The organism is Micromonospora sp. M61, assembly GCF_018070245.1.
Taxonomy (GTDB): domain Bacteria; phylum Actinomycetota; class Actinomycetes; order Mycobacteriales; family Micromonosporaceae; genus Micromonospora; species Micromonospora zamorensis.
Genome location: NZ_JAGPYA010000102.1, coordinates 1 through 12,833 on the forward strand (window position 1 = coordinate 1; position 12,833 = coordinate 12,833).

At 71.1% G+C, this 12,833-nt stretch carries 13 protein-coding genes; 6 read left to right on the plus strand and 7 right to left on the minus strand.

Going from position 1 to position 12,833, the window contains the following annotated elements; genetic code table 11:
* Positions 1-39 precede the first annotated feature (39 nt).
* Together KBX34_RS31865 and KBX34_RS31870 are read right to left on the minus strand one after the other, a co-directional pair.
* Positions 40-429, minus strand: a complete 390-nt coding sequence (locus tag KBX34_RS31865) for an Rv2175c family DNA-binding protein (protein ID WP_088949411.1) — start codon at positions 427-429, stop codon at positions 40-42.
* Positions 426-584: a hypothetical protein gene (locus KBX34_RS31870; RefSeq protein WP_210928755.1), complete on the minus strand. Its 159-nt coding sequence runs from the start codon at positions 582-584 to the stop codon at positions 426-428. The genes KBX34_RS31865 and KBX34_RS31870 overlap by 4 nt, the downstream gene beginning before the upstream one ends.
* A 33-nt stretch (positions 585-617) precedes the next feature.
* Here KBX34_RS31870 and pknB point away from each other — a divergent pair, with 33 nt between their 5' ends.
* On the plus strand, positions 618-2,603 hold the full coding sequence (gene pknB / locus KBX34_RS31875; RefSeq protein WP_210928757.1) for a Stk1 family PASTA domain-containing Ser/Thr kinase: 1,986 nt from the start codon (positions 618-620) through the stop codon (positions 2,601-2,603).
* On the plus strand, positions 2,603-3,475 hold the full coding sequence (locus tag KBX34_RS31880) for a deoxyribonuclease IV (protein ID WP_210928759.1): 873 nt from the start codon (positions 2,603-2,605) through the stop codon (positions 3,473-3,475). The genes pknB and KBX34_RS31880 overlap by 1 nt, the downstream gene beginning before the upstream one ends.
* A gap of 154 nt (positions 3,476-3,629) precedes the next feature.
* Here the strand turns inward: KBX34_RS31880 and KBX34_RS31885 are convergent, their stop codons facing one another.
* The 4 genes from KBX34_RS31885 to KBX34_RS31900 all read right to left on the minus strand — a co-directional run bounded on the left by KBX34_RS31885 (position 3,630) and on the right by KBX34_RS31900 (position 8,646).
* Entirely contained in the window at positions 3,630-4,664 is a 1,035-nt protein-coding gene (locus tag KBX34_RS31885) for a low specificity L-threonine aldolase (RefSeq protein WP_210928768.1), read from the minus strand.
* Between the two features lie 166 nt (positions 4,665-4,830).
* A complete protein-coding gene (locus tag KBX34_RS31890; protein ID WP_088949414.1) occupies positions 4,831-6,237 on the minus strand; it encodes a class II 3-deoxy-7-phosphoheptulonate synthase in 1,407 nt (468 codons plus the stop codon).
* Positions 6,238-6,324: 87 nt separating this feature from the next.
* Entirely contained in the window at positions 6,325-6,840 is a 516-nt protein-coding gene (locus KBX34_RS31895; protein ID WP_210794921.1) for a nuclear transport factor 2 family protein, read from the minus strand.
* Between the two features lie 186 nt (positions 6,841-7,026).
* Positions 7,027-8,646 carry a glycosyl hydrolase family 18 protein gene (locus KBX34_RS31900; protein WP_210928770.1) on the minus strand — a complete coding sequence of 540 codons (1,620 nt, stop codon included), beginning with the start codon at positions 8,644-8,646 and terminating at the stop codon, positions 7,027-7,029.
* A gap of 168 nt (positions 8,647-8,814) precedes the next feature.
* On the opposite strand from KBX34_RS31900, the gene KBX34_RS31905 reads away from it, so the two are divergent.
* Genes KBX34_RS31905 through KBX34_RS31915 form a run of 3 tightly spaced genes read left to right on the plus strand, consistent with a single transcriptional unit; the run spans position 8,815 to position 10,281 of the window.
* Positions 8,815-9,303: a glutathione peroxidase gene (locus KBX34_RS31905; protein WP_210928776.1), complete on the plus strand. Its 489-nt coding sequence runs from the start codon at positions 8,815-8,817 to the stop codon at positions 9,301-9,303.
* Positions 9,304-9,358: 55 nt separating this feature from the next.
* Positions 9,359-9,610 (plus strand): hypothetical protein, encoded by a 252-nt coding sequence (locus KBX34_RS31910; RefSeq protein ID WP_210928778.1) that lies wholly within the window; start codon positions 9,359-9,361, stop codon positions 9,608-9,610.
* A complete protein-coding gene (locus KBX34_RS31915) occupies positions 9,607-10,281 on the plus strand; it encodes an NADPH-dependent F420 reductase (protein ID WP_210928780.1) in 675 nt (224 codons plus the stop codon). The genes KBX34_RS31910 and KBX34_RS31915 overlap by 4 nt, the downstream gene beginning before the upstream one ends.
* Positions 10,282-10,307: 26 nt before the next feature.
* Here the strand turns inward: KBX34_RS31915 and KBX34_RS31920 are convergent, their stop codons facing one another.
* Positions 10,308-11,909 (minus strand): glycosyltransferase 87 family protein, encoded by a 1,602-nt coding sequence (locus KBX34_RS31920; RefSeq protein WP_210928787.1) that lies wholly within the window; start codon positions 11,907-11,909, stop codon positions 10,308-10,310.
* Between the two features lie 116 nt (positions 11,910-12,025).
* On the opposite strand from KBX34_RS31920, the gene KBX34_RS31925 reads away from it, so the two are divergent.
* On the plus strand, positions 12,026-12,697 hold the full coding sequence (locus tag KBX34_RS31925) for a class I SAM-dependent methyltransferase (RefSeq protein WP_210928789.1): 672 nt from the start codon (positions 12,026-12,028) through the stop codon (positions 12,695-12,697).
* The last annotated feature ends 136 nt before the right edge of the window (positions 12,698-12,833 follow it).

Here is a 12,833-nt window from a genome sequence, read left to right on the forward strand (position 1 = left end):
ACGGGGTGGGTTGGGGGCCCCGGGTGGGTGGGGGTGGGGTTAGAAGGCTTGGGCTTGGGCTCTGCGCTTTACCTCGCGGGCCTGGTCGCCCGACAGGGCGGCTGCGGCGGTGGCGCCGGGGAGGGTGTCGTCCGGCTCGTAGAGCCAGCGCAGCGCGGCCTCGTCGTCGTAGCCGTTGTCGGAGAGCAGGTTGAGCACGCCGGGCAGGTGCTTGAGCACTGTCTCGTTGGCCACCAGGTCCGCCGGGATCCGGCGGACGCCGTCGCGGCGGACCGACAGCAACTCCCGGTCACGGATCATCTGGTGCACCTTGCTGATCGACACGTCGAGGCGCTCGGCGACGTCGGGCAGGGTCAGCCAACCGGCCGGGTCGGTGGGTCCGGCGAGCTCCGGGCCGGGGACGGCCTGGTCGGGTACGGGTTCGGTCACCCGACCACCCTGCCACGTCGTCGCCACGACGAGCCACCGGCACCCCGGACGACCGATCGGCGACCGGTCCCGTACGCGTCGCTGACCAGCGGATGAGTGGCGGCGAGCGCGGCGGGACGTTCCAGTTCGGCGTACGGCTGTAGCATCCTGTTCATCCTTCACCCCCTGGACACATAGACTCCCTGCCGATGGACACTCAGGTCGCCGACACGTTGCTGGGCTCGCTGATCGACGGGCGCTACCGCATTCGCGGTCGCGTGGCCCGTGGTGGCATGGCGACCGTGTACACCGCCACCGACGAGCGCCTCGAGCGCACCGTCGCTGTAAAGATCATTCACCCGACCCAGGCGCCGGAGGCCCGAGCCCGGATCGCCAACTTCGTGGCCCGGTTCACCGACGAGGCGAAGACCATCGCCCGGCTGACCCACCCGAACGTGGTGGCGGTCTACGACCAGGGCACCCACGCCGGTCTGCCGTACCTGGTGATGGAGTACGTCCGCGGTCGCACGCTGCGCGACGTGCTGGCCGAGCGTCGCCGGCTCAACCCGGACGAGGCGCTGGCCATCGTCGAGCAGATGCTCGCCGCGATCGCCGCCGCGCACCGGTCCGGTCTCGTGCACCGCGACGTCAAGCCGGAGAACGTGCTGGTCGCCGAGGCACCCACCGGCGGCGTCGCCAACCTGGTCGACAGCGTCGTCAAGGTGGCCGACTTCGGGCTGGCCCGGGCGGTCGAGGCGAGCGCCGACGAGGAGCAGGGCAACCAGCTGATGGCCACCGTGGCGTACGTCGCCCCGGAGCTGGTCACCGAGGGCCGTGCCGATCCACGTACCGACGTCTACTCGGCCGGCATCGTGCTGTTCGAGATGCTCACCGGCCGCGTGCCCTACGACGGGGACCGCCCGGTGGACGTCGCCTGGCAGCACGTCGACCGGGACGTGCCGGCACCCTCGACGCTGGTGCCCGGCCTGCCGTCGGTCCTCGACGACCTGGTGCAGCGGGCGACTCGGCGCGATCCCGACGCGCGGCCCGCCGACGCCGGAGCGCTGCTGACCGAGGTGCAGGTCGCCCGGGATCGCCTGGGCGACGCCAACAGCCACACCGCCGTGCTCCGCCCGGTGAGCGGCGAGCCACTCTCTCAGCCGACCATGATGGTCGCGACGGTCCGCCCTTCCGACCGCCCGTCCTGGGCGCGGTTGCCCGAGGGTGCCAGCAGCCAGGGGCCGGGTCGACGTCGGGCCGCTCCGGAGCCCTCAGACAGCCTGGGGTCCCGACTCGCAGCGTTGCGCAGCACCCTGATGGCGAGCCAACGCGGCCGGCTGGCCGTCGCGGCCGTGGTAGTGACGCTGGGCCTGGTGGCCGCGATCGGTGGTTGGTGGTTCGGTGTCGGTCGTTACACCGATGCCCCGCAGCTGGTGAGCTTGAGCAAGGCCGAGGCGCAGGCGCAGGCCGACCGTGCCGGGCTCACCCTGAAGTACGGTGAGCCGCGCTTCGACGAGCAGGCCCCGAAGGACAGCGTGCTGGCGCAGAGCCCGGCGTCCGCCACCAGGATCGTCAAGGGTGGCGCGATCACCCTGACCCTCTCCCTCGGCCCGGAGCGTTTCCCCGTGCCGGACGTGATCGGCAAGGAGTTCGAGCTTGCCGAGGCAGACCTGGTCAACGTGAAGCTGGTGGTGGCCAAGGGAGCCTCCCGCTACGACGACAGCCTGCCGTCCGGAGTTGTGCTGGACACCTCCCCCAAGGTGGGCAGCGAGGTCAAACCCGGCGCGAAGATCACCCTCATTGTGAGCCGGGGCAGGGCGCCGGTGTCGGTGCCGAACCTGGTCGGAAAGAGCCTGACCGAGGCCCGGACCATTCTGGCCCAGCTCAACCTGGTGCTGGTGCCGACCTACAAGGACTCCGACAAGCCCAGGGACGAGATCCTCGGCCAGAGCCCCGCCGATGGCGCCGGCGTGGAAAAGGGCACCCAGGTCAAGCTGGACGTCAGCAAGGGCCCGCCGGCGATCGTCGTGCCCCGGGTGATCGACCTGCCGTGTCAGCAGGCCAAGCAGGCGTTGGAGAGCCAAGGCTTCCCGGTGACCGTCGTGGTCAACCCGAACGCCGTGGTCCGGATCCAGGTCCCGGGCGAGAATTCGCAGGTGCCGCCGGGCACCCCGGTCACCCTCACGTGCTTCTGATGCCGGCGGTCACCTCGCGTCCGGTGGGCGCGCACACTCCGACCTCCGGTGGGCTGGCCAAGGCCGCCCTGCCGTACGCCGACGCGACGGGCGCCCAGGTGGTGCAGGTCTACGTCTCCAACTCGCGGGGTTGGGCGCTGCCCAACGGTGACCCCGTGCAGGACGCCCTGTTCCGCGACGGCTGCGCCGAGCGGGGCATTCCGGCGTTCATCCACGCCTCGCTGCTGGTCAACCTCGGCTCGCCCACCCCGGCCACTGTCGAGAAGTCGGCACAGACGCTGGCGCACGCGTTGCGTCGGGGCGTGGCGATCGGTGCTCAGGCGGTGGTGTTCCACGCCGGCAGTTCGGTGGACGAGGGGTACGCCGAGGCGGCGATGCGACAGGTCCGCGAGGAGTTGCTGCCGCTGCTCGACTGGGCCGCCGAAGCCGGCGGGCCGATGCTGCTGGTCGAGCCGAGCGCGGGCGGTGGTCGGTCACTGGCCTCCCGGGTGGAGCAGCTCGGGCCCTACCTCGACGCGGTGGACCGGCACCCCATGCTCGGGGTCTGCTTCGACACCTGCCACGCCTGGGCGGCCGGTCACGACCTGGCGGCCGAGGGCGGCATGACGGCGACCCTGGACACGCTGGTGGCCACGGTCGGCGCGGACCGGCTGCGGCTGGTCCACGCCAACGACTCGAAGGATCTGTGCGGCTCCACCCGGGACCGGCACGAGAACATCGGCAAGGGCACCATCGGCGAGCCCGCCTTCGCCGAGCTGATGACCCACCCCGCCACCGCCGGCGTCCCCTTCGTCGTGGAGACCCCGAGCGAGAAGCAGATCGGCCACGCCGCCGACATCACAACCCTGACCCGCCTGACCCCTGCCCCCTGATCCCCGCACACCCCACCCCACCCCACCCCTGACCTCACCTCGGTGATCAAGAGGTTTGCGTCATCCGGAGGCCGGAATCTGACGCGAACCTCTTGATCACCAGGTCGTGGGAGGGCGCCGGATCACCAGGTCGTGGGAGGGCGCCGGCCGGAGGTCAGGACGCGGCGAGGATGCGGGGCAGGGCCGCGACCGCGCGGTCGATGGCCGCGTCGTCGAGGCCCAGGTGGGTGACCAGGCGGGCGGTGCGGGGGCCGAGCACCGAGATGAGTACGCCTTCGGCCCTCGCCGCGGCGGCCAGGGCCCGCGCGTCCAGGGTGTGCTTGGTGAGATCCAGTGCGACCAGGTTGGTGCGGACCGTGGTGGCCAGCACGCCGAACGGCGCGACCGCCTCGGCGAGCCGGGCCGCCTTCGCGTGGTCGTCGGCCAGCCGGTCGACGTGGTGCGCGAGCGCGTACCGACCGGCCGCAGCGAGGATGCCAGCCTGACGCATGCCACCGCCCATCCGCTTACGGATCATCCGAGCTCGCTCGATCTTGTCCGCGCTGCCCACCACCAGCGAGCCGACCGGCGCGCCGAGGCCCTTGGAGAGGCACACCGACAGCGTGTCGAACAGCCGGCCGTACTCGATCAGGGGCACCCCGTCCGCGACGTGCGCGTGCCAGATCCGAGCACCGTCGCAGTGCAACGCGACACCCGCGTCGTCGGCGACCCCCCGCAGATCCCGCAGGGTGGCCAGCGGAATCACGCCGCCACCGCCCCGGTTGTGGGTCTGCTCGACGGCGATCGCGCGGGTCGGAACGGCGAAGTAGCCGTCCGGCCGGATCATCCCGGCCACCACCTCCGGGTCGATGTCCGCGCCCACCGCAGGCCAGGTCCGCGAAGAGATCCCGCCGTACGCGGCCGCCGCGCCGATCTCGTACGTGACCACGTGCGCGTCCGCGTCGCAGAGCAGCTCGTCGCCGGGCGACACCAGCAGTTGCAGGGCGATCTGGTTGGCCATCGACCCGCTCGGGGCGAACAGTGCCGCCTCGTGCCCGAACAGCGCGGCGACCTCGGCCTCCAGCGCGTTGACGCTCGGGTCCTCGCCGTAGACGTCGTCACCGACCTCGGCGGTGGCCATCGCCTCCCGCATCCCGGCGGTGGGCCGGGTCACCGTGTCGGAACGCAGGTCCACGAACAGATCAGCCATGATCATCCTTTCGGCTGCCGACTGCGGGGCTCGCAAGCTCACTCCTCGCGTCAGCCACTGTTGTCCTTTCGGCTGCCGACTGCGGGGCTCGCAAGCTCACTCCTCGCGTCAGCCACTGTTGTCCTTTCGGCTGCCGACTGCGGGGCTCGCAAGCTCACTCCTCGCGTCAGCCACGGAGCATCTCCGCTACGAGGAACGCCAACTCCAACGACTGCTGGGTGTTCAGTCGCGGGTCGCAGGCGGTCTCGTACCGGTCGGGCAGGTCAAGGTCCTCGATGCCCTGGGCGCCGCCCAGGCACTCGGTGACGTCCTCACCGGTCAGCTCGACGTGCAGCCCACCGGGGTGGGTGTCCAGCCCCCGGTGCACCTCGAAGTAGCCGAGCACCTCGTCGACGATGCGGTCGAAGTGCCGGGTCTTGTAGCCGTTGGACGACTCGTGCGTGTTGCCGTGCATCGGGTCGCACTGCCAGACCACCTTGGCGCCGGCGGCGGTGACCTTGGCGACGATCGGCGGCAGCGCGTCGCGTACCCGGTGGTTGCCCATCCGGCTGATCAGGGTGAGCCGCCCGGGGATGTTGTCCGGGTTGAGCTTCTCGCACAGCTCGATCGCCTCGTCCGGGGACGTGGTCGGGCCGAGCTTGACGCCGATCGGGTTGGCGATACGGGAGATGAAGTCGATGTGCGCACCACTGATCTGCCGGGTGCGCTCGCCGATCCAGAGAAAGTGCCCGGAGAGCCCGTACGCCCGACGGTCGGAGACCCGGGTGAGCGCCCGGTCGTACTCCAGGGCCAGAGCCTCGTGGGAGCAGTAGAGCGTGACCGTACGCAGGGCCTCGTCGTCGGTCATCCCGCAGGCCCGGATGAACGCCAGCGCCCGGTCGATCTCCCGAGCGATCGCCTCGTAGCGCTCCCCCGCCGGGGAGTTCTTCACGAAGCCTTTGTTCCAGTCGTGCACCGCGTGCAGGTCGGCGAGCCCACCGGCGAGGTACGCCCGGAGCATGTTCATCGCCGCCGCCGAGTTGGCGTACGCCCGGATCATGCGCTGCGGGTCGGCGACCCGCGCGGCCGGGTCGGCCTCCAGCGAATTGATCATGTCGCCGCGGTACGCGGGCAGGCCACGCGCGTCGGTGGGCAGCGAGCGGGGCTTGGTGTACTGCCCGGCCACCCGGGCGACCTTGACCACCGGCAGGGACGCGCCGTAGGTGAGCACGATCGCCATCTGGAGCAGGGTGCGGGCGTTGGCCAGCAGGTGGCTCTCGGTGTTGTCGACGAACGTCTCGGCGCAGTCACCGCCCTGGAGCAGGAACGCCTTGCCCTCGCAGACCAGGGCGAGCTTCTGCCGGAGCTGGTCCACCTCATAGGGCGCGACGACCGACGGCACGGTGTCGAGGACCTTGCAGACCGCCGCGACGGCGGCCGGGTCGGACCACGGTGGGACCTGCTCGCGGGGCAGATCCCGCCATCGGTCCAGCCCGAGCGCGGCGTCCTCGGCGGAGTCGACGGTCGGTCGGCTGGTCTGCAGGCCCGGGCTGCTCACCGCGGGATGGCTCAGCTGATGCCACTCATGGCGCATGACAGAAAGCGTACGGCGACGGTCGGGGTGACCCGGCGGCGAGGGGGACGGTTCCGGCAGATGGGAGATCAACCCGCCCGGCGCAGGTCAGGACGCGGGGGTGGGGGCGACGCCGGTCGGCGGCGCTTTGGCACCCGGCGGGCCGGTGGGCGCCTCTCCGGCGATGCACCAGTCGCTGCCGTCGCGGGTCACGGTGAACACCAGCGGACGGGTGACGGTGCGCTTGCCAGCGGTGACCGAGACCGAGACGCTGACCTCCTGCCCGAGCGGACCGGACCGGATGTCCGTGATGGCCGCCTCCGGCACCTGGAAGTGGTCGGCGAAGTCACCGTTGGGCCCGGTGGCACCCAGGTCGAAGCCATCGTGCAGGAGAGCGCAGAGCTGGCTGCGGCCGGCGGCGACGTCCTTCGCGGTCATCGCGTCGAGGTACGCCTGCACGCGCTCGCGGGAGCGGGCGGCGGCCTCCTCGGCGGGGGCCCGCGCGGGCTTGGGCGTGGGCTCGGCCTTGGTGTCGTCGCCGCCGATCCCGCAGCCGACCAGGGCGACCGGCAGAAGCACCAGCCCGGCGGCGGTTGCCGCCAGCCTGCGGTGGGTCGGGCGCATGACCACCTCCGTCGCCGGTGCCATCGAGATCGAGACGTGCCGAGCCGCGAGTCTGCCACATCGAGCTGGGTCAGCCCAATGACGGCGGCCCGGCCGACGCTGGGCGCCGGCCGGGCCGTGGTGTCACGGGCGGGGAGGGACGGTGCGGGCCCCTCCCCGTCGTGTGGGTGTTGCGCCGGCATCGGCTCAGCCGAGACCGCCCTTGATGGCGCCGATGAGCTCGCCGTTGCTGGTGTCACCGGAGAGCTCCCAGAAGAACGCGCCACCGAGGCCCTGGTTGTTCGCGTACGTCATCTTGCCGTTGATGGTCGACGGAGTGTCGTAGCTCCACCAGTTGCTGCCGCACTTGGCGTATGCGGTGCCGGCGATGGTGCCGGTGGTCGGGCAGGTGTTCTTGAGGACCTTGTAGTCCTCGATGCCCGCCTCGTAGGTGCCCGGTGCCGCTCCGGTGGCGCTGCCACCCGGTGCGGCCTGGGTGACGCCGGTCCAGCCGCGACCGTAGAAGCCGATGCCGAGCAGCAGCTTGTTGGCCGGGACGCCCTTGCTCTTGAGCTTCTGGATCGCCGCGTCAGAGTTGAAGCCCTGCTGCGGGATGCCGGTGTACGAGGTGAGCGGGGAGTGCGGTGCCGTCGGACCCTGCGCGGCGAACGCCCCGAAGTAGTCGTAGGTCATCGGCATCAGCCAGTTGAGGTTGCCGATGGCGCCGGCGTAGTCGGTGGCGTCGATCTTGCCGCCGTTGCTGCCGTCCGCGGTGATGGCGGCGGTGACCAGAGCGTTGGACCCGAACTTCGACCGCAGCGCGCTGATCACGTTCTTGAACGCGTTCGGTCCGCTGGTGTCACAGGTCAGACCGCAGGCGTTCGGGTACTCCCAGTCGACGTCGATGCCGTCGAAGACGTCCGCCCAGCGCGGGTCCTCGACCAGGTTGTGGCAGCTCTCGGCGAACGCGGCCGGGTTCTGTGCGGCCTGGGTGAAGCCGCCGGACCAGGTCCAGCCGCCGAACGACCAGATCACCTTGAGGTGCGGGTTCATCTGCTTGAGCTTGCGCAGCTGGTTGAAGCTGCCCCGCAGCGGCTGGTCCCAGGTGTCGGCGACGCCGTCCACGCTCTCCGCCGCCGTGTACGCCTTCTCGTAGTCGGCATAGGTGTCGCCGATGGAACAGCGGCCACCGGTGGTGTTGCCGAAGGCGTACAGGATGTGGGTCAGCTTGGCGGCCGAGCCGCTGGTCTGGATGTTCTTGACGTGGTAGCCGCGCCCGTAGACGCCCCACTCGGCGAAGTAGCCGACGACCTTCTTGCCACCGGGAGGCGGCGTGGTCGGCGGCGGTGTGGTGGGCGGGGGCGTGGTGGGTGGCGTCGTGGTCGGCGGCGTGGTCGTGGGTGGCGTGGTGGTCGGCGGGGGCGTTCCGCCGCCGCACGCGGCACCGTTGATGGTGCAGTTCAGCGGCGCCTTGTAGGCACCGGTGCCGTTGTAGCCCCAGCTGAACGAGGCACCGGGCGCGATGCCGCCGGCCCAACTCTTCTTGACCGCGACGTAGTGGTTGCCGCTGCTGGTGACGTCGGCGTCCCAGGCGCTGCTGATGGTGGTGCCCGACGGCAGGTCGAACTCGATGCGCCAGGTGCTGATGGCGGCACTTGATCCGTTGGTGACGGTCACCCTCGTCTCGTGACCGGTCCCCCAGTCCTGTGCCCTGGTGAACGTGGTGGTGACCGTGCCGGCGCCGAAGGCAGTCGTCACCGGTACCGCAGCGACGGTCACGGCGACCACGGCACCGGCCCAGAGGGCCCGGCGGAGCGATCTTTTCATGAGGCGTCTCCCGAACTGTTAGGAAACTTTCCAAAAGCGATGGTGAGACGGTACTCACGGCGTCATCACTTCGTCAAGATGCGCATGTTTCGATTTCCTCTGGTGCATGGAGTGCACCCGTCGGGCCCGTCCCCCGGCCGCTCGGCGCCCGGCGCGTAACCTCGGCCCATGACCGTCTTCGACATCCCGATCGACGCCCTCAACGGTGGACCCGCCGACCTGGCCCGCTACCGCGGCAAGGCGTTGCTGGTCGTCAACGTGGCCTCCCGCTGCGGCCTCACCCCGCAGTACGCCGGCCTCCAGACGCTCGCGGACACCTACGCCGACCGTGGCCTGGTGGTGCTCGGCGTGCCGTGCAACCAGTTCGCCGGGCAGGAGCCGGGCAGCGCCGCCGAGATCAGCGACTTCTGCCAGGTCAACTACGGGGTGACCTTCCCGCTGACCGAGAAGGTCGACGTCAACGGGCCCGACCAGCACCCGCTCTACGCCGCGCTGGTGGACACCCCGGACGCCGACGGGCACACCGGGGACGTCCGGTGGAACTTCGAGAAGTTCCTGGTGGCCCCGGACGGCACTGTCGCCGCCCGCTTCGCCCCCACGGTCGAGCCCGGTGCCGACGAGCTGCGCGTCGCCATCGACAAGGTCCTCCCCGCCTGAGAGCGGTGATCAAGAGGTTTGCGTCAACCCGGGGCCGGTTTCCGACGCAAACCTCTTGATCAACACCTCTGAGGGCGGCGCGACGGTCCAGGTCACCGGAGAGTGGCACGTCACCGGAGAGCCGGTCAGCGACGAGCGTGAGCAGTACGTTGTGCAGGACGGGCTCGCGGCGCAGCCAGGCACCTGCCGTGACGGCGAAGGTCGCGAGGTCCTCGACGAGACAGCGCATGCCCGGCAGTCTGCGCAGCCGATCGACACCGGGCAACCGGAATGCGTCGCGGGTGGACGGAGTTGGGAACAATCATGACAACTGTGGGACTGATCGGCAGTGGCAACATCGGCGGCACCCTGGCCCGGCTGGCGGTGGACGCCGGCTACGACGTGGTGCTGAGCAACTCGCGGGGCCCGGAGACGCTGAAGGACCTCGTCGACGAGCTGGGCGAGCACGCGAGCGCCGGCACGGCACAGGACGCGGCGCAGGTCGGCGACCTGGTGGTGGTCACCGTGCCGCTGAAGGCGTACCGCGCCGTGCCCGTCGAGCCGCTGGCCGGCAAGGTCGTCATCGACACCAACAACTACTACCCGCAGCGCGACGGGGCCTTCCCGGAGCTGGACTCGGGCGAGACCACCAGCAGCGAACTGCTCCAGCGGCACCTGCCGGACTCACGGGTGGTCAAGGTCTTCAACAACATCTACTACAAGGGCCTGGCCGAGCTTCCCCGCCCGTCCGGCGCGGCCGACCGCAGCGCCATCGCCATCGCCGGCGACGACGCCGCCGCGAAGGCCGAGGTGACCGCCTTCCTGGACCGGATCGGCTACGACGCGGTGGACGTGGGCCCGTTGGCCGAGGGGTGGCGCTACCAGCCGGACACCCCGGCGTACGGCACGATCTACGCCGCCACGCCGACCGACTGGGAGCACCCGGCACCGAGTGACGCCGAGAAGTTGCGCGCCGCCCTGGCCGCCGCCACCCGCTGAGCTACGCCGCCGCCCTCCCCGATCACCTACCGGGTGGTCGTACGGAGGGCGGCGGCGAGTTCCTCGTCGTAGCTGGCGATCGGCTGACCGTCCGAGGCGTACGCGACGAGCCGCCCCTGCGCCATGTTCGCCGAGCGGAACGAGAACGTCCGGCTACCCGGGTACGCGTCGAGCAGCGGGATGGCCCGGGGCGCCCCGCCGGGCGCGGAGAAGTATTCCAGGCGGGTCACCTGCGGGGAGACCACGCCGTTGACCCGAACCTTGGTCTTCTCGGCGCGGGTGCCGAAGGTGACCGGCGCGTCGGTGCCGTAGGCGGCACACTCGACCGGGCCACGGCACACGAAGAAGTATCGCGGGTTGACCACGTCGTCGAGGGCGTACGCCTTGAAGGTGGGGTCCGCCCCGGCGGGCAGCGGCTGCACGGCGAAGAACGCGACCGCCACCGTTGCCGTGACACCCACCCGCAACCAACCCCGCCCGCCGGCAGGCCGGCGAGCCGTTCGGGTGGCGGCGACCGCGACGCCGCCGAAGCCGACCATGCACAGCAGGCACACCCCGATCGCGCGGGCGTTCTCGAAGAGGAACTGCACGCCCGGCCGTGCCGACACCGAGCTGAGGACCGCACCCAACGAGACGACCATGGCGGCGAGCAGCGCCACGCCGGCGGCGCGCTGGGCGACGCCGGACGCGCCGATCAGCAGCATCGCGGCGAGCACCGGCCACACCTGGTGGTGGGTCCAGGACACCGGGGACGCGGCGACGGTCGCGCAGCCGACCAGCACGGCCGCGTGCCCCGGGCGGCCCTCCACCGTCAACTGCCGGGCCCGCAGCAGCGCCGCCGCGCACACGAGCGCCACCAGGCCGGCCCAGAGCAGGGGCAGTGTCGCCTCGTCGACGCCGACGCGCAGCAACATCCCGTGCACTGACTGATTGCCCAGCGAGGCGAGGTTGCCGATCCGCGAGGTCTGCCGCACGGCCTCGGTCCAGTACGTCCAGCTCTCCCCCGGCAACACCACCGCGGCGAGAGCCGCGCAGGCCAGGAAGGTCGCCACCGCACGCCCGGCGTCGCGATAGCGGCCCGTGGCGAGGAAGTAGACCACGAACAGCAGCGGCGTCAGCTTGATCGCCGCGGCGGCCCCCACCAACATTCCGCGCAGCCGGGGCGGGACGACGCCCATCCCGTCGAGCAGGGCCATCAGCACGATGAAGATGCTGACCTGACCGAAGCGTAGGTTGCTCTGCACCGGCGCGGACAGCATCAGCACCGTGGCGGCCACCGCCACCACGAGCGGTCGCCGGGACTGCCGGGTGGTCAGCGCGACACCGACCGCACCGGCGACGGCGACGACCGCCGCGCACGTCGCCACCAGCCAGATCCCCTGGAGTACGCCCTCACTCACGGCGGTGATCGGACCCAGCACGAGTGCCGCGAACGGCGGGTACGTGAATGGCCCCCCGTTGGCCGCCTTGAACTCGTACAGCGGGCGACCGGCGTGCAGATCGGACAGTGCGCCGTAGTAGATGTGCAGGTCCGAGAGGCGGTCATCGCGGCGCAGCACGAGCACGCAGGACACCAGCGCGACCACTACGAAGGCCGCCCACACCAGCGCCACCCGGCGATCCCGCATCGATCGAGGATAAGGGAGCACGCCCGTCCGCGGCGGCCCGTAGTGGCAGACGCCGGCACGTCTGCCCTCGGAAGAACGGGCACGGCGTGACCGGCCGCGATTCCTAGCATAGAGGGATGGGAACGACGAGCACACCGGCGTACGACGCCCACGCGGACTGGTACGAGGGCTTCATCTCGGGCGGGGATGACTATCTCCGCCGGGTGCACGCCACAGTGGAGGACCTGCTCGGCCCAGGCGAGGGTGTCTGCCTCGACATCTGCTGCGGCACCGGTGCGCACGCGACCGTACCCGCAGGTCTGGGTTGGACGCCGATGGGCGTGGACCTGTCCGGAGGGCAGTTGCGGCACGCGAGCGGGCGATTGCCGGTGACGCGGGGCGACGCGACCGCACTGCCGTTCGCCGACGCGTCGCTGCCAGCCGCGATGTGCGTGCTGGCCAGCACCGACATGCCCGACTACCCCGCCATGCTGCGCGAGGTCGCCCGCGTGCTGCGCCCCGGCGGTCGCTTCGTGCACGTGGGCGTGCACCCGTGCTTCGTGGGCGCGTTCGCCGACTGGGGTCGGCATCCGAGCGTCGTCGTCGACGAGCGATACGCCGACCGGTCGCGCAGCTTCGACAGTTGGAACACCAGCGGCGTCCGGGTACGGGTCGGCGCCTGGCACCTCCCTCTCGCCGACCTGGTCAACGCGACAGTGGCGGCCGGTCTCCGGCTGCTCCGGGTCGCCGAGGCAGGCCCAGGAGGAGTCCCCGACCTGTTGGGTCTCCTCGCTGTCCGAGAAGGGTGACGACACGTCGCCCCCGCGTGCCCACGTCGAAGAGCCAAGATCCGCGCAGGTTCGGGGAAGTTGCTGCCTCAGCACGGGACGAGGCAGCAGTTTCGCCGAAGTTGCGCGGATCTTGCGCGGGGGGTGCGGGGCGCGG